The sequence below is a fragment of the Streptomyces cellostaticus genome (assembly GCF_001513965.1).
GTDB classification, from domain to species: domain Bacteria; phylum Actinomycetota; class Actinomycetes; order Streptomycetales; family Streptomycetaceae; genus Streptomyces; species Streptomyces cellostaticus.
In genome coordinates this window covers 18,104-32,803 of the sequence record NZ_KQ948030.1, presented here as the reverse complement: position 1 = coordinate 32,803, position 14,700 = coordinate 18,104, and the positions used below count along the sequence as shown (strand labels likewise).

12 protein-coding genes are annotated in these 14,700 nt (G+C 71.7%); 10 read left to right on the top strand and 2 right to left on the bottom strand.

Translation table 11 applies throughout. The annotated features are described in order from the left end of the window. The first annotated feature begins 2 nt into the window (after positions 1 to 2). From AQI88_RS26645 to AQI88_RS26625, 5 genes are all read left to right on the top strand, one after another. The gene (locus AQI88_RS26645; protein ID WP_067003919.1) at positions 3 to 1,607 is read left to right on the top strand and encodes a fatty acid--CoA ligase; all 1,605 of its coding nucleotides are present in this window, start codon (positions 3 to 5) and stop codon (positions 1,605 to 1,607) included. Between the two features lie 34 nt (positions 1,608 to 1,641). Further along, a complete protein-coding gene (locus tag AQI88_RS26640; RefSeq protein WP_079057822.1) occupies positions 1,642 to 2,724 on the top strand; it encodes an LLM class flavin-dependent oxidoreductase in 1,083 nt (360 codons plus the stop codon). Between the two features lie 23 nt (positions 2,725 to 2,747). Continuing rightward, on the top strand, positions 2,748 to 3,518 hold the full coding sequence (locus tag AQI88_RS26635; RefSeq protein ID WP_067004177.1) for a thioesterase II family protein: 771 nt from the start codon (positions 2,748 to 2,750) through the stop codon (positions 3,516 to 3,518). 150 nt (positions 3,519 to 3,668) lie between these two features. Then, positions 3,669 to 5,138 carry an MFS transporter gene (locus tag AQI88_RS26630; protein WP_079057821.1) on the top strand — a complete coding sequence of 490 codons (1,470 nt, stop codon included), beginning with the start codon at positions 3,669 to 3,671 and terminating at the stop codon, positions 5,136 to 5,138. Between the two features lie 210 nt (positions 5,139 to 5,348). After that, positions 5,349 to 6,506 carry a cytochrome P450 gene (locus AQI88_RS26625; protein WP_244184335.1) on the top strand — a complete coding sequence of 386 codons (1,158 nt, stop codon included), beginning with the start codon at positions 5,349 to 5,351 and terminating at the stop codon, positions 6,504 to 6,506. A gap of 142 nt (positions 6,507 to 6,648) precedes the next feature. Here AQI88_RS26625 and AQI88_RS26620 read toward each other — a convergent pair whose 3' ends face one another. Then, on the bottom strand, positions 6,649 to 7,521 hold the full coding sequence (locus AQI88_RS26620) for a maleylpyruvate isomerase family mycothiol-dependent enzyme (RefSeq protein ID WP_159050400.1): 873 nt from the start codon (positions 7,519 to 7,521) through the stop codon (positions 6,649 to 6,651). Between the two features lie 328 nt (positions 7,522 to 7,849). On the opposite strand from AQI88_RS26620, the gene AQI88_RS26615 reads away from it, so the two are divergent. The 4 genes from AQI88_RS26615 to AQI88_RS26600 all read left to right on the top strand — a co-directional run bounded on the left by AQI88_RS26615 (position 7,850) and on the right by AQI88_RS26600 (position 12,152). Then, a complete protein-coding gene (locus tag AQI88_RS26615) occupies positions 7,850 to 8,800 on the top strand; it encodes a diacylglycerol/lipid kinase family protein (RefSeq protein ID WP_067003912.1) in 951 nt (316 codons plus the stop codon). Between the two features lie 62 nt (positions 8,801 to 8,862). Further along, positions 8,863 to 9,231: a nuclear transport factor 2 family protein gene (locus tag AQI88_RS26610; RefSeq protein ID WP_067003910.1), complete on the top strand. Its 369-nt coding sequence runs from the start codon at positions 8,863 to 8,865 to the stop codon at positions 9,229 to 9,231. Positions 9,232 to 9,395: 164 nt separating this feature from the next. Continuing rightward, positions 9,396 to 10,964: an MmgE/PrpD family protein gene (locus AQI88_RS26605; RefSeq protein ID WP_208615909.1), complete on the top strand. Its 1,569-nt coding sequence runs from the start codon at positions 9,396 to 9,398 to the stop codon at positions 10,962 to 10,964. A 177-nt stretch (positions 10,965 to 11,141) separates the two neighbouring features. Then, on the top strand, positions 11,142 to 12,152 hold the full coding sequence (locus AQI88_RS26600; RefSeq protein ID WP_067003908.1) for a hypothetical protein: 1,011 nt from the start codon (positions 11,142 to 11,144) through the stop codon (positions 12,150 to 12,152). Positions 12,153 to 12,394: 242 nt separating this feature from the next. On the opposite strand, the gene AQI88_RS26595 is transcribed toward AQI88_RS26600, so the two are convergent. Then, a complete protein-coding gene (locus AQI88_RS26595; protein ID WP_244184348.1) occupies positions 12,395 to 13,078 on the bottom strand; it encodes a GntR family transcriptional regulator in 684 nt (227 codons plus the stop codon). Between the two features lie 270 nt (positions 13,079 to 13,348). Here AQI88_RS26595 and AQI88_RS26590 point away from each other — a divergent pair, with 270 nt between their 5' ends. Next, positions 13,349 to 14,629 (top strand): extracellular solute-binding protein, encoded by a 1,281-nt coding sequence (locus AQI88_RS26590; protein ID WP_067003906.1) that lies wholly within the window; start codon positions 13,349 to 13,351, stop codon positions 14,627 to 14,629. Positions 14,630 to 14,700: the final 71 nt, after the last annotated feature.

The following is a 14,700-nucleotide window of genomic DNA, read 5'->3' as shown; positions in this document are numbered from 1 at the left end:
CGATGACTGACATACCGCGGGAGCGCTGGACGCTCCACCACTCCTCCCGGGCCCACGCCGGAAGCCGCCCGGACCACCCGGCGATCATCTGCGAGGGCCGCGTCACCACCTACGACAAGCTCCACCGCGACAGCAACCGCGCCGCACACGCCCTGCACACCAGCGGGGTCCGGCGCGGCGACCGGGTCGCCTACCTGGGCCGCGAGTCGGCGAACTACTACCTGGTGATGATCGCCTGCGCCAAGGCCGGCGCGGTCCTGGTGCCGGTCAACTGGCGGCTCACCCCGAACGAGGTCGACCACATCCTGCGCGACTCCGGCGCCGTCCTGATCTTCGTGGACGACGAGTTCTGGGACACCGTCGCCACCGTCCGCCACCAACTGCGCGGACTGCGCAAGGTGATCCGGGTCGACGGCACCGACGCCGACGGCGAACCCTCCCGCGGCGCGGGCCTGCCCGCCTGGGCGGCCGACCAGGCGGACACCGACCTCGCGCCCGGCACCGGCCCGGACGACGCGGTCATCCAGATCTACACCAGCGGCACCACCGGCCTGCCCAAGGGCGCGGTCCTCGCCCACCGCAGCTTCTTCACGCTGCCGCAGGCGAGCCATGAACAGGGCGTGGACTGGATCGACTGGCTGCCCGAGGACGTCGGCCTGATCTCCCTGCCGGGCTTCGGCGTGGCCGGCATCGGCTGGTTCCTGCACACGTTCAACGCCGGCGGCACGAACGTGATCATGCCCCAGTTCGACCCGCAGGAAGCGGTACGCCTCATCCGTACCCACCGGGTCACCACCACCTTCGCCGCCCCGGCCATGCTCCAGGCGATGGCAGCCGAACGCGGCGCGGGACCCGAGGCGTTCGCCTCCCTGCGCAAGATCGCCTACGGCGCCGCCCCCATGTCCGAAACCCTCCTCAAGCAATGCCTGGAGACCTACCGCTGCGAGTTCGCGCAGATCTACGCCAGCACCGAGACCGGCAGCGTGGCCGTCTGCCTCCCGCCCGAGGCGCACCACCCCGGCAGCACCGTGCTCACCTCGGTCGGCAAGCCCTGCCCCGGCAACGAGATCAAGGTGATCGGCCCCGACGGCGAGACCCTCCCCGCCGGTGCCATCGGCCAGATCTGCGTCCGCGCCCCCTCCCGGATGCTCGGCTACTGGAACCTGCCCGAGGCCACCGCCCGCACCCTGGTGGGGGAGTGGCTGCACATGGGCGACGCCGGCTACCTCGACGCGGACGGCTACCTCCACCTGTGCGACCGCATCAACGACACGATCATCGTCGCCGGGCAGAACATCTACCCCGCCGAGGTCGAGAAGGCACTGGCCGCACACCCGGCGGTCGCCGACGCGGCGGTGGTCGGACTGCCCGACGAGCGCTGGGGCGAGAGCGTGCACGCGGTGGTCGTACTCAGGCCCGGCGCCGCCGCCACACCCCGGGAACTCCTGCTGTCCCTGCGGGGCCGCATCGCCGACTACAAGATCCCCGGCACGTACCACTTCACCGACTCCCTGCCCCGCAACCCGTCGGGCAAGATCCTGCGCCGCGCGGTGAGGCAGCAACTGACGGCCCCGGCGAGGGACGCACTGAAGGCGACGGTTGTCTGACGACACCGATCAGCTTGGGAAAGGAAATTGACGCATGCCTTCCAACTCCGCCGGCGGCAGTGTGCCAGGGGCGCGGGGAACTGCGCGACAAGCCACAACGCACCCGCAGACCGCAGACGACGGCCGCCCCCCTCTGCAGATCGGCATCCTCCTCCCCACCCGGGAGCAAGCCATCAACGGCACCTACGCCGCAGCCCCCTTGCTCGACTTCGCCAAAACCGCGGAAGCGCTCGGCTTCGACTCCCTGTGGGCCGGCGACTCCCTGACCGCCCGCCCCCGCCTGGACCCCCTCGTCGTGCTCTCGGCCGCGGCGGCAGCGACAACGCGCATCACCGTCGGCACAGCCGCCCTCACCCCCGCTCTGCGCCACCCCCTCATCGGCGCCAACATGATCGCGAGCCTCGGCCATGTCGCCGCCGACCGGCTGATCCTCGGCCTCGGCTCGGGCTTCCCGATGCCGGAGACCGAGGAGGAGTTCGCCTCGGTCGGCGCCTCCTTCCAGGGCCGCGTGGGCCGTCTGGACGAGATCACCTCGCTGTGGCGCACGGCCTGGCGCTCCGGCGAGGAGGGTGAACCCGCCGAGTTCCAGGGCAGGTTCTGGCAGGCGGAGAACCTGGACCGCCTCCCCTCGCCTGCGATCCCCGGCGGCCCGCCCCTCTGGCTGGCCGGCAGCGACACCCCCAAGGTCCTCGCCCGCGCGGCAACCCGCTACGACGGCTGGCTTCCCTTCCTCCCGGACGTCGACGCCTACGCCCGTGCCCGCCGCCGTATCGCCGAACTCGCCGAAGAGGCAGGCCGCGTCGTGACCCCCGCGCTCTACGCCACGGTCACGGTCAACGCCAGTGAGCGCGCCGCCAAGTCCGAACTCGAGCACTACATCAGCCACTACTACGGCCGCTCCCTCGAACAGATGCGGAGCATCCAGGCCTACGCCTGGGGCAGCGCCGAGAAGTGCGCCGAGTGGCTCGGCGGCTATGTCCGCGCCGGTGCCCGGCACCTGGTCGTGCGGATCGGATCGCTCGACCCCGAGCCGCAGTTGAAGGAGATCGCCGAGGTGCTGCTGCCCGCGGTACGCGCCCTCGGCCCGTCCACCACCGTTGGGAGCACGCAGTCGTGACCACCGCCAGCACAGGCAGCCAGATGTCCCGCGAGGGGCACTGGTTCCACCCCGTGGACCCCTCGCCCGACGCCTCGATCCGGCTGTTCCTGCTGCCCCACGCGGGCAGCGGCGCCATCATCTACCGCGACTGGGAGAGCCTGCTGCCGCCGGACATCTCCCCGCAGGCGGTGACCCTGCCCGGCCGGCACAACCGTCGCGAGGAGCAGACCCACGAGAACTTCTGGCCGCTCCTCGACGCCCTGCACGAGGCGGTGCTCAACGACCTCGACGAGCGGCCGTTCGCGTTCTTCGGCCACTGCCTCGGCGCCCAGCTGGCGTTCCGGCTGGCGATCCGGATGGAGGAGGAGGGCGGTCCCGCTCCGGCGATGGTCGGCATGTCCGGCTGGTCGCCGGTGGGCTTCTTCAAGCCGACCGAGGAGCAGAGCCGGATGCCGGAACCCGAACTCATCGAGTGGATCAAGAAGTTGGGGTCCTTCCCGGCCGAGGTCTACGACAACCCCGAGATGCTCGCGCTCGTCGTGCCCGCACTCCGGTCCGACCTCAGGGTCGCCGGAGACTACGACGACGACGGCGCCGGCGTCACCTGCCCGCTCGCCTCCTACGGCGGCCGCAGCGACCCGCTCCAGGAGGCCCCGGACGCCATGTCCCACTGGGCCGGTCGCACCCCCGCCTACCTCGGCCACAACGAGTACGAGGGCGGCCACTTCTACATCGACACCCACGCCCAGGCCGTCACCGCGCACTTCGCGCACCGACTGCTGCGGACCGTGGCCAACACCGCCGCGAGCTGAACCGAGCACGCCGTGTCAGCGCCGTGTCAGCGGGGCGCGGGACAGTGACCCGATGACTGCCGTATCGGGTGCCGTCCCGTGCCCTGCCGCGCGTCGCGGACGCCCTCGGCCTGTATCCCACCAGCACGAAACGACCTAGGAGGGTCGTCCATGACCACCGAAGCGGAACTGACCGGCAGCGCGGCCTCGGCCGCACCGGCACCGGACATCGAGGAGGCCGGAGGCAAACCCGCCTGGGGTGCGCTCCTGGTGGTGCTGGCCGGCCTGTTCATAGCCAACATCGACTTCTTCATCGTCAACGTCGCCATCCCCTCGCTCCAACGGAACATGCACGCGACCAGCGCCGAGATCCAGCTGGTCGCCGCAACCTTCAACATCGGTCTGTCCGCCATGCTCATCACCGGCGGGCGGCTCGGTGACCTCTACGGCCGCCGGAAGGTCTTCTCCATCGGCCTCGCCCTGTTCACGCTCGCCTCGCTGGCCTGCGGCATCGCCCCGAACATGGGTGAGCTGATCGCGGCGCGCGCCGTGCAGGGCGCCGCGGCCGCACTGGTCATCCCGCAGGTCCTCGGCATCCTGACCACGGCCTACCAGGGCAAGGCCCGGGCCGCGGCGTTCAACGCCTACGGGATCACGATGGGCGCCTCGGCCGTGTTCGGCCAGCTGATCGGCGGCCTGCTGATCAAGGCCGACGTGTTCGGCTGGGACTGGCGGACCATCTTCCTGATCAACGCCCCGATCGGCGCCGTCGTCCTGCTGCTCACCCCGAAGGTGGTGCCGGAGTCCCGGGCCGAGGGCCACACCGGCCTCGACTGGACCGGTGTGATCCTGGTGACCGCGGGTCTGTCGGCCGTCGTGCTGCCGCTGGTCGAGGGCCGCGAGCAGGGCTGGCCGACCTGGACCTGGGAGTGCCTGATCGCCTCGGTACCGCTGCTGGCCGCGTTCTGGTACACCCAGCGCCGCAAGGCGGCCCGCAACAAGTCGCCGCTGGTCCACCCGAGCCTGTTCGAGGACCGTGCGTTCGGCGTGGGCGTGGTCTCCCTGCTGGTGTTCTTCGCCGCGATGGCCTCCTTCTTCCTGGTCCTCGCGCTGTACCTGCAGGAGGGCCGAGGCCTCAGCGCGCTCCAGTCCGGTCTGCTGTTCATCCCGCTCGGCCTCGGCTTCTTCATCGGCTCCGCGCAGGCGCCCAAGGTCGCGGCCAAGCTCGGCAAGCAGGTCCTGACCGTCGGCGCGGTGCTCCAGGCGGCCGGCAACATCGCACTGGCCGCGACCGCTTGGCACCTGGACAGCAGCGGTGCCGTGGGCTGGTGCGTTCCGGCCATGGTGCTCGCCGGGTTCGGCATGGGCTTCGTCGTCGCCCCGCTCGCCTCGCTGGTGCTGGAAGGCGTGGCTCCGCAGCACGCGGCCGCCGCGTCCGGGGTCTTCTCCACCGCCCAGGAGATGGGCAACGCCATCGGCATCGCGGTGATCGGCGTGGTCTTCTTCGGCGTCGCCGGCCACCACGGCAGCGCCCACACCTACGCCCACGCCTTCGGGGCCAGCCTGTTCGTGCAGGCGGGCATCTGTGTGCTGGTAGCGGCACTGGTGCAGCTACTGCCGCGCAAGGCACAGACTCCCTGATCCTCACCTGCCGACGAACCCCCACGCACGGCGACTAGTGCAACCCCCAACTGACGGGCACGTGGAAGAAGACCCCCACGTGCCCGTCAGTCATGCATCAGGGCCAAGTCAGCCACATCCTCCACGATGGCCGAAACACCCCGCCCCATTTCAGCCGACCCAACGGAGGAAACCATGGCTGAACCCTGCGAGCCTCTCCCAACGTGGCCCATGCCCCGTTCCTGCCCGTACGCCCCGCCGGACGCCTACGCGGGCCTGCGCAAGGAACCCCCGCTGAAGGTGCGCATACGCGGCGGCGAGGCCTGGCTGGTCACCCGGCACGCGGACGTCCGCCAGGTGCTCAACGACAACCGCTTCAGCTCCGACGACCAGCAGCCCGGCTTCCCGATCCGCATCCAGCTGCCGCCCGAGCCCGGCGTGATGTCCTTCAGCCGCATGGACGACCCCGAGCACGGCCGGCTGCGCCGGATGGCGATGACCGAGTTCACCGCCCGCCGCACCCGCGCCCTGCGCCCCGAGGTCGAACTCCTCGTGGAGCAGCTGCTGGACGAGCTGGCCGAGGGCCCCAACCCGGTCGATCTGGTGAAGAGCTACGCGCTGCGGCTGCCCTCGCTGGTGATCGCCCGGATGCTCGGGGTGCCGGAGGACGACGAGGCGGACTTCGCCGAGCAGAGCCAGGTCATTCTCTCCCAGGAGGCCAGTCCCGAGGAGACGTACGCGGCGTTCGTCGAGATGTCGCAGTTCCTGGACCGGCTCGCCGCGCAGCGCACCGCCGATCCGCAGGACGACCTGATCAGCCGGCTGGCCACGCGGTACGTGGCGACCGGTGAACTGACCCACCAGGAACTCGTGGCCATGGCCCGCTTCTTCCTGGTCGCGGGCCACGAGACCACGGCCCACCAGATCAGCCTCAGCGTCCTGAGCCTGCTGCGCGACCCGGCCCAGCTGGCCGAACTCCGCGCCGATCCCGCCCTGTTCAAGCCGGCGGTCGAGGAACTCCTGCGCTACTGGTCCATCTCGCAGGACAACCAGGTGCGGGCCGCGGTGGCCGACGTCGACCTGGGCGGGGCGCCCATCCGCAAGGGTGACGGCGTGATCGTGGCGATCCCCGGTGCCAACCATGACGAGTCGGTCTACCCCGACGCCGGCCGCCTCGACATCCACCGCAACGCCTCCGGCCACCTGGCCTTCGGCTTCGGCGCGCACCTGTGCCCCGGCGCCTCGCTGGCCCGCATGGAGCTGGAGGTGTGTCTGAGCGGCCTCTTCGCCCGCTTCCCCACGCTCCGCCTGGCCGTGCCGTCCGAGGACGTCCGCTTCCGCGAGAACACGATCGTGTACGGCCTGGAGGAACTCCCCGTCACCTGGTGACGGCCGCTTCCCGCGGGTGAGCAGAGGGCCGTGCCCCCACCACGGCCCCGCCCCCCGGCCCCCATACCTATGCACACATGACGGTGAGCACACCGACCGGGTCGGCGTGCTCACCGTCATACTCCGCCAGGCGGTCAGGAGATCAGGAGATGGCGTGGCTCAGCCAGAAGTCCAGCAGCGCACGGTCGCCCAGCACCGCCATGCGCGGGTTCTCCGGCCGCAGTCGCCCCTTGACCACCAGCAACAGATCCGAGGGCGTGGCGACCACGGTGGCGTCGGCCGCGTCGCCGGCCGGGGCGTTCCGGGTGACCCGCACCCCGTCCGGCGCGCAGGTGATCAGCCAGTTCGAGGCGCGGGCCGCGGACGGCTCGGTCGACCGGAAGCTCAGCGTCTGGCCGCCGCGCGGCACCTCGGAGAACAGCGGGGACAGGAACGGCCTGGCGGCGGGCGCCCCGAAGGCACTCACGCAGAAGTCCACACAGTCCAGGGCGACATCGTTGTCCAGCTCGAACGGCAGGCCGGCCATCAGGTACACGTCGGCCCGGTGCACGGCTGTCTCGAACACTGCCCAGCGCGGCCAGAATTCCATGTTCTGCTTGCCGTGCGGCGCCCAGATCGGCACCTCGGGGCCCACCCCGTCGACCGCCTCGACCAGCCGGTCCGCGCCCTCGGCCAGGAACCGCGTGCGCAGCCCGGGGTCCACGATGGGGCTCTCCTGAGCGACTTCCTGCGCCCCGAGCTCGGCCACTCGCTCGGTCCAGCTCTTGTCCTCGCCGGCGGCGGTGTCGGCGCCGGGCAGGATGAGTTCGGTGCTGCGGGTGGTCAGGATCGTCGTCGCCCAGTCGTGGCCCTGGCGCACATGGCGCACCAGATCGCCCAGCGTCCACCCCGGGCACGTCGGGACCGGCTCGGACAGCGGGAGCCCGCGACCGGCGTCCGCGAAGCGGGCCGTCTCGTGGCGTAACTCGGAGGTGTATCGGCTGGTGGGCAGGGGCGGGTAGGTCGGCGCGGTCATGGTGGTCTCACTCCGGTCAACGGTCTGCACGGAAGTCGGTATGCGCGCCGCGGACCACTGCCGCCGGCGCACCACACCCATTCGATCCCTGGACCCTGATCGGAGGCTGACACGGCCCTGAACCTCGCCGGGGAGCGCCGGTCGCGGCGTCAGCCGCGTGTCAGTGCCGGGTCAGCCGCGGTTGGCAGAGTCGTCCGTGTCGCACGCTCCTCCTCGCTCGAGCCCCGGTTGGACTCCGATGTCCGAACTCGCTCGCTCCCGTGAGGGGACCCCATCGTTGCCGACCCGGTCCGCCGCCGGTGCGTCCGACGTGAGGAGAACGCTCGTCATGGCAGACACCGCAGCCCCGGGGCCCACCCGGGCCCTGATCCTGGCCAACCCGGCCTCCGGCAGCCACAGTCCCGAACTGGTGCGTCAGGTCAGGGAGTTGTGCGAGTCCTGCCTGGAGCGCACCGAGGTCCACCCGACCAGTGCTCCGGGCGACGCGACCGTCGCCGTGCGCCGGGCGCTGGAGCGGACGGACGCCGCGCCGGACCTGGTCGTCGCCATCGGCGGTGACGGTACGGTCCGGGAGGCCGTCCAGGGGCTCGTCCCCGCCGGCGGCCGGGCGACCCTGGCCGTGGTGCCGGGCGGCACCGGCAACTCCGGTTACAAGATGCTGTGGGGCGACCGCCCCTGGAGCGAGTCCCTGAAGGCGATCCTGACCGACTACGGCATCGGCGGCAGTGCCCGCCTGCGCCGCCTCGACCTGGCCCGCCTCGCCGAGACCCGCAACTACGTCTACCTGGGCGCCTGTTCGGGGGTGATCGCCGACGCGCTGATCACCGCCCGGGACCTGCCGCTGGCCGGCCGGGAGCGCTACGCCCGCGCCTTCGCCGACACGGCTGCCGGCTACCCGCCCTACCCGGGCCGGGTCACCGTCGACGGCCGCGTGGTGCACGAGGGCCCCACGGTCCTCGCCAACGTCGGCGGCGGCCGCTACCGCGGCGGCCGGTTCCTGGTGCTGCCCGACTCGCTGCTGGACGACGGACTGCTCGACGTCTGCGTGATCGGCGGCGAGGTCGCGGCGGCCGATGTGCCCGGACTGACCCTGAACGCCGCGCACATGGACCACCCGGCGACCGTGTACGCACGCGGCCGCACGATCACCGTCGAGCGCACCGACGGCCACCGGCTGCCGCTGGAGCACGACGGCGAGTACCAGCACGGCATAGGCGCCTCGGCCACCTTCGAGGTGCTCCCCGGAGCCCTCCCGGTCTGGGCGCCGGCCACCCCCTGAAGCCCGTACGAAGCCACCTGTCCGAAGAACAAGTCAAGCAAGTCACAGAGGAGAACGCCCGCATGAGCGACCTGACCACCACCGTCTCCCGTTACCTCGACATCTGGAACGAGGCGGACGCCGACAAGCGTGCCGCGGCCATCGCCGAGCTGTTCACCGCCGACGCCCCCTACATCGACCCGCTCGCGGCGGTCGAGGGTCACGAGGGCTTCGGGGCCGTGGTGGCCGGTGCCCGCGACCAGTTCAAGGGCCTGACCTTCGAACTGCACGGCACCGTCGACGCCCACCACGACCAGGCCCGCTTCCAGTGGGGCCTGGTGACCGAGCCGGGCGCCGAGCCGATCGCCATCGGCTTCGACGTCATCGTCACCAACGACGAGGGCAAGATCAAGGGCGTCTACGGCTTCCTGGACAAGGTTCCGGCCGCCTGAGTCCCCACACCCCGCGGGAGCACCGGGGCGCCGGTGCTCCCCTCAGGCCCTGTCGTCACCTTCCCGCCTGCCCTCCGGGCGGACGACGGGAAGGTGATGACAGGGCCTGGCCGTGTCCACTCTCGACGCACGCACGCACGCACGGCAAGGAAGGTAGCCGCCTCATGACCGCTGTCCTCGCGGAGAGCGTCGCCCGGACCCTGTGCGCCGACTGGGCCGACCCGGCACTCACTCTGCCCCGGCCCGCCCGCGGCCGCAGGTCCGCCGACACCCCGCTGCGCGAACTCTCCCACTGGGCCGCGACGTTGCGCCCGCAGCACATCCCGTGCCGGGTGCTGAAGCTTGCCGCGAGCCAGGTGCTGTCGCAGATCGCCTCCATCCGGGCCGGTCTCCAGCACCCCCTCGGCAGAAAGCTGGTGGCCGCCTTCGGGCACCCCATGCAGCGCGACCCGCGGCAGGCCGCGGGCGTCTTCGCGGCGCTCGGCTCCTGGCTCAACCTGGACGACACCGCATACGCCGGGCATCTGTCGAACTCCACGGTCGCGGTCCCGCTCGCCTTCGCCTACGCCCGTCAGCTCGACGGGCTCTCGCTGCTCACCGCGGTCGTGGTGGCCAACGAGTGCGCGGCCCGCATCACCGCCTCCGCGACCCTCGGGCCGCTGCGCGGCCAGAGCGCCGTCCACACCCATCTGGCCGGAGCGGTCGCCGGGCGCCTGCACTGCGACCGCGCCTCCGCCGCCCTCTTCGAGAACGCCTTCGGGCTGGCCTTCGCCATGCCCAACTGGCCGCTGATGCGCGCGTTCCTGGCCAGCGACGCCCGCCTGTTCAACACCTTCACCCCGGTGCGCACCGCCATGGACGCCTGCGACGCTGCGTACGCGGGGCTGCGCGGCGCGCCCGACATTCTCGAGCACGGCGACGGCTTCCTGGCCCGCTTCGCGACCGTGCCGCTGCCGCAGGCGGTGGCGAAGGGTCTCGGCCGCCGCTGGCACACGGACACCCTCTCCTTCAAGATGCACCCCGGCGGGCCCGGCATCGACGCCGCGGTGGACTGCGCCGCCGAGATCCACAGGGAACTCGGCCCGGTCAGGCCCGAGGACGTCGCCGAAGTGGTGGTCGAGGCCTCCCTGTACACGCTGTTCGCGGGGGAGCGGGCCGCCCGGTACGTCACCGGTCCCGGCTCCCCGCTGGGCGCGCTGGTCCTGGACGTGCCCTACCCGGTCGCCACCACCCTGCTCACCGGGGAGTTTTCGGTGGACGACTTCTCCTCGCCGTATCTGGACGACGCCGACCGCTGGGCGCTGGCCAAGCGGATCCGGCTGGAGCACGACACGGAGATGACCCGCGAACTGTTCCTGTCGGATGCACCGTTCGGCGAGGCAGTGCGGGAGGCGGGGGAACGGGCCGTACCGTGGCTGCGCGGCTTCGGCGGGGACGAACTCGTGGACCTGGTCGGCGTGTCGCAGGCGGACGACCGGGACTTCTCCCGGTCCACCAAGGCCACCGGCGCCCGGGTCACCGTCCGGCTGACGGACGGCCGTACGGTCTCCCGCACCCGGCTGATCCCGGTGGGCGCCGCCGGTCCGGAGACCCGGGCCGGCCACGGCGACCTGGTGCGGGAGAAGTTCCTGTCGGTCGGCGGCTCCCAGGAGGTGGCCGACACCGTCGGCGGCCTGCACCGGATGCGCCCGCGGGCGGTGCGCCGCTGGATCGAGACGGCGTTCCTGGACTGAGCGCACCGCCAAGGGCGCCGTCGGGCACCGTGCGACACCGCGTGCGGGTTCCCGGCATGGCGAGACCCTCGAATCGCCACGGTGTGTGATTAGCTGCGGGTATTCAATTACCCTACGTGGTCGCCCTGGTGCTGCCCCGTGCCGCGCACAGCGCCCCGTGTTCTCACGAGGAGTCCCATGTCCCGCAGAGGGATCCCCCGCAGCAGGAGGTGGACGTTCGCGGCCTGCGCCGCGCTCGTCGTCCTGTCCGCCACCGCGCCCGCCGCGCTCGACCCCCACCAGGTCGGCTGGCATCCGGTGGACGTCCGGCCGGTCCAGGGCGCGGAACCCGTCTGGCAGCGCGGACAGTTCGCGTCGTGCGGCCGTCAGGGCGGCGCTCGGCCCGCCGTCTACGCGCAGCGGCCGCGCCTGCGCATCGCCTTCGACCTTCTCGAGTACCACGAGCACCTGCCCTGTGCCGAGCGTGTCCCGCAGCCGGTCACGGGCCTCCTCCGGGTTCTCCGCGGCCGGGGCGCCGCCGAGGAGGCGCAGGATCCGACGGACGAGCACGTCCGAGGTGAAGGGAAGCGACGAGGCGGGGCGAAGGCCGACGAGGACCTGTCTGTCGGCGGGATGAAGGCCGACGAGGACCCGTCCGTCGGCGGGGCGAAGGCCGACGAAGACCCGTCCGTCGGCGGGGCGCGGGCCGACGAAGGCCTGTCTGTCGGCGGGATGCAGGTCGACGAGGACCCGTCCGTCCGGGAACCGGCCGCGCACCTCGCGGGCGGCCCGCAGCACCAGCGCGTCCTCCCGGCCGCGAGCGGCCGGACGACGACGGCGGACCTGCCGGGCTCGGGCTCGGGCCGCGCGGGACGGGCCGTCAGGTCCGCCACCAGCGCACCCCGCCCGACGAGCCGGTGGCGCCGCGCGGCCGGCAGCTCCGCCGGCAAGGACACATCCGGGGCCCCGGCGCGAGGCGGCCGCGGTAACCGCCCGGCCGCACGGGACGGCAGCCCGGGCGCCGCGGTGAGGAGCCGCAGCGACGGTTCGCGGGGGTGGACGGTGCGGCCGGTCTCCGGGGTGCCGATGGCCCCCGCGCCCAGGCCCTACCGCCCGGCCGGTTCGCCCTGGGTGGGGCAGGCCACCGCGTGGGCCCAGAGCAGCGCGACGGCCGTGGCGTGGGGCGGACCGGCCCCTGCATCCCGGTGAATCTCCCCCGGCCGCACGGGACGGCAGCCCGGGCGCCGCGGTGAGGAGCCGCAGCGACGGTTCGCGGGGGTGGACGGTGCGGCCGGTCTCCGGGGTGCCGATGGCCCCCGCGCCCAGGCCCTACCGCCCGGCCGGTTCGCCCTGGGTGGGGCAGGCCACCGCGTGGGCCCAGAGCAGCGCGACGGCCGTGGCGTGGGGCGGACCGGCCCCTGCATCCCGCTGAATCTCCCCCGGACGCACGGTCACGCGGCGCCGGTTCGTCCCGGTGCCGGCCGGCGCAGCGCGGCGACGAACTTGTAGCGCGAGCCCCGGTACACCGAGCGCACCCACTCCACCGGTGTGCCCTCGGCGTCCCGGGAGTGCCGGGACAGCAGCAGCATCGGCAGGCCCACGTCGGTGGCGAGGAGCTGGGCCTCGCGGGGCGTCGACAGCGAGGTCTCGATGGTCTCGTCGGCCTCCGCGAGATGGACGCCGTACACCTCGGCGAGGGCCGTGTACAGCGACGGGTACGTCGCCAGGGACTGCCGCAGCCCCGGAAAGCGCCGTACGGACAGGTGGGTCGTCTCGATCGCCATGGGATCGCCGCCGGCCAGCCGCAGCCGCTCGATGCGCAGGACCCGTTCGCCGATCGCGATGCCGAGCAGGCCCGACAGCTTCTCGTCGGCCGGGACCTCGCCGATGTCCAGCATCTGCGAGGCGGGCTCCAGGCCCTGGGCGCGCATGTCCTCGGTGTGCGAGGTGAGCTGGAGGGTCCGGTACAGCTTGGGCTGGGCGACGAAGGTGCCCTTGCCCTGGATGCGGTCGAGCCGGCCTTCCCCGACCAGCTCCTGCAGCGCCTGCCGGATGGTGGTGCGCGAGGTGCCGAACCGGACGGCGAGCAGACGTTCCGCCGGCATGGCCGAGCCGGGTTCGAGTGTCTGCGTCATCTCCAGCACCTGCTGCTTGATCCGGTAGTACTTCGGCACGCGCGCGGTGCGACCGGGCACCTGTGCCGGACGACTTTCCTGGATGACTTTCTCGTAACGGCGTCTATCGGCTTCCCGAACCACCCTTGACACTCCTAAAGGTCTAGGCCAAGCTCCACCGTACTGGTCTACACCATTAGTGGCCAGGTCCCGAGCCCTACGTGCAACAGCGTCGTACGCAGGTCACCGCCGAGGGCGTGGGGGGTTAGTGGCATCCCTGAGGAGGGTGGCGTGAAGCGCAAGCTCGCTGCCGCGATCGTGATCGCGGGCATGATGGTCTCCGTTGCGGCGTGTGGCGGAAACGACGGCAAGGACAGCGGCAAGGACGCGGGACCGGACAGCTGGAAGGGCCAGACGCTGACGGTCTGGACGATGGACGGCTCGGCGCCCCCGCAGTGGACGAAGGACGTCCAGGCCGCCTTCGAGAAGAAGACCGGCGCCAAGCTGAAGTTCGAGATCCAGAAGTGGGACGGGATCCAGCAGAAGATCACCACCGCCCTCTCCGAGTCCAACCCGCCGGACGTCCTGGAGGTCGGCAACACCCAGACCCCGGCCTACGCTGCCACCGGGGGCCTTGCCGAACTGGGCGACCTCAAGCAGCAGATCGGCACGGACTGGACCCCGTCGGTCTCCCAGTCCTCCGTCTACGACGGCAAGCAGTACGCCGCCCCGTGGTACTTCGCCAACCGCGTCGTCATCTACAACAAGAAGATCTGGGCCAAGGCCGGCATCAAGGGCACCCCGAAGACCCGGGACGAGTTCTTCAAGGACCTGGACACCATCGGCAAGAAGACCGACGCCGAGCCGCTCTACCTGCCCGGCCAGAACTGGTACTTCTTCGACGGCCTGACCATCGGCCAGGGCGCCGACCTGGTGAAGAAGGACGGCGACAAGTACGTCTCCAACCTCGGTGACCCCAAGGTCGCCACGGCCATGGAGATCTACAAGAAGTACGCCGCCTACTCCAAGGCCCCCAAGGACAAGGACGAGGCCACCCCGCAGCAGGCCCAGGTCTTCGCCAAGGGCAAGACCGGCGCGTTCATCGGCATGGGCTGGGAGGCCGGCACCGCGGTCCAGGCGAACAAGGCCATCGAGAAGGACCTCGGCTACTTCACCATCCCGGGCGCCACGGCCGACAAGCCCGAGGGCGTCTTCCTCGGCGGCTCCAACCTCGCGGTCGCCCAGGGCAGCAAGAAGCAGTCCCTGGCCAAGGAGTTCCTCAAGATCGCCCTGTCCGACCAGTACGAGGGCGAGCTGGCCAAGCTGAACGGCGTCATCCCGAACAAGCAACCCCTGGAGACCAACCTCAAGGGCAACGCCGTCGCCGAGGCCGCTGCGCCCGCCGCCGCCGTCGGCGGCACCACCCCGCTGATCCCCGGGTGGGCCGCGGTGGAGAACACGCCGAACCCGATCAAGTCCTACATGACCGCGGTGCTGAACGGTAAGTCCCCGGCGGACGCCGCCAAGCAGGTCGAGGGCGAGATCAACAAGCGTCTGGCCCAGCAGAACTGATGACCCGCGCCGGGGGCGTCCAGGGCCTGTCCGGCGGATCGGGTCGGCTCGAGGCAAGGGTGCCTCATCAG

Bases quoted from the DNA above. Each gene is read 5' to 3' on its own strand.
- AQI88_RS26645 (WP_067003919.1), top strand. From the start codon at position 3: ATGACTGACATACCGCGGGAGCGCTGGACGCTCCACCACTCCTCCCGG.
- AQI88_RS26640 (WP_079057822.1), top strand. From the start codon at position 1,642: ATGCCTTCCAACTCCGCCGGCGGCAGTGTGCCAGGGGCGCGGGGAACT.
- AQI88_RS26635 (WP_067004177.1), top strand. From the start codon at position 2,748: ATGTCCCGCGAGGGGCACTGGTTCCACCCCGTGGACCCCTCGCCCGAC.
- AQI88_RS26630 (WP_079057821.1), top strand. From the start codon at position 3,669: ATGACCACCGAAGCGGAACTGACCGGCAGCGCGGCCTCGGCCGCACCG.
- AQI88_RS26625 (WP_244184335.1), top strand. From the start codon at position 5,349: ATGCCCCGTTCCTGCCCGTACGCCCCGCCGGACGCCTACGCGGGCCTG.
- AQI88_RS26620 (WP_159050400.1), bottom strand. From the start codon at position 7,521: ATGACCGCGCCGACCTACCCGCCCCTGCCCACCAGCCGATACACCTCC.
- AQI88_RS26615 (WP_067003912.1), top strand. From the start codon at position 7,850: ATGGCAGACACCGCAGCCCCGGGGCCCACCCGGGCCCTGATCCTGGCC.
- AQI88_RS26610 (WP_067003910.1), top strand. From the start codon at position 8,863: ATGAGCGACCTGACCACCACCGTCTCCCGTTACCTCGACATCTGGAAC.
- AQI88_RS26605 (WP_208615909.1), top strand. From the start codon at position 9,396: ATGACCGCTGTCCTCGCGGAGAGCGTCGCCCGGACCCTGTGCGCCGAC.
- AQI88_RS26600 (WP_067003908.1), top strand. From the start codon at position 11,142: ATGTCCCGCAGAGGGATCCCCCGCAGCAGGAGGTGGACGTTCGCGGCC.
- AQI88_RS26595 (WP_244184348.1), bottom strand. From the start codon at position 13,078: ATGACGCAGACACTCGAACCCGGCTCGGCCATGCCGGCGGAACGTCTG.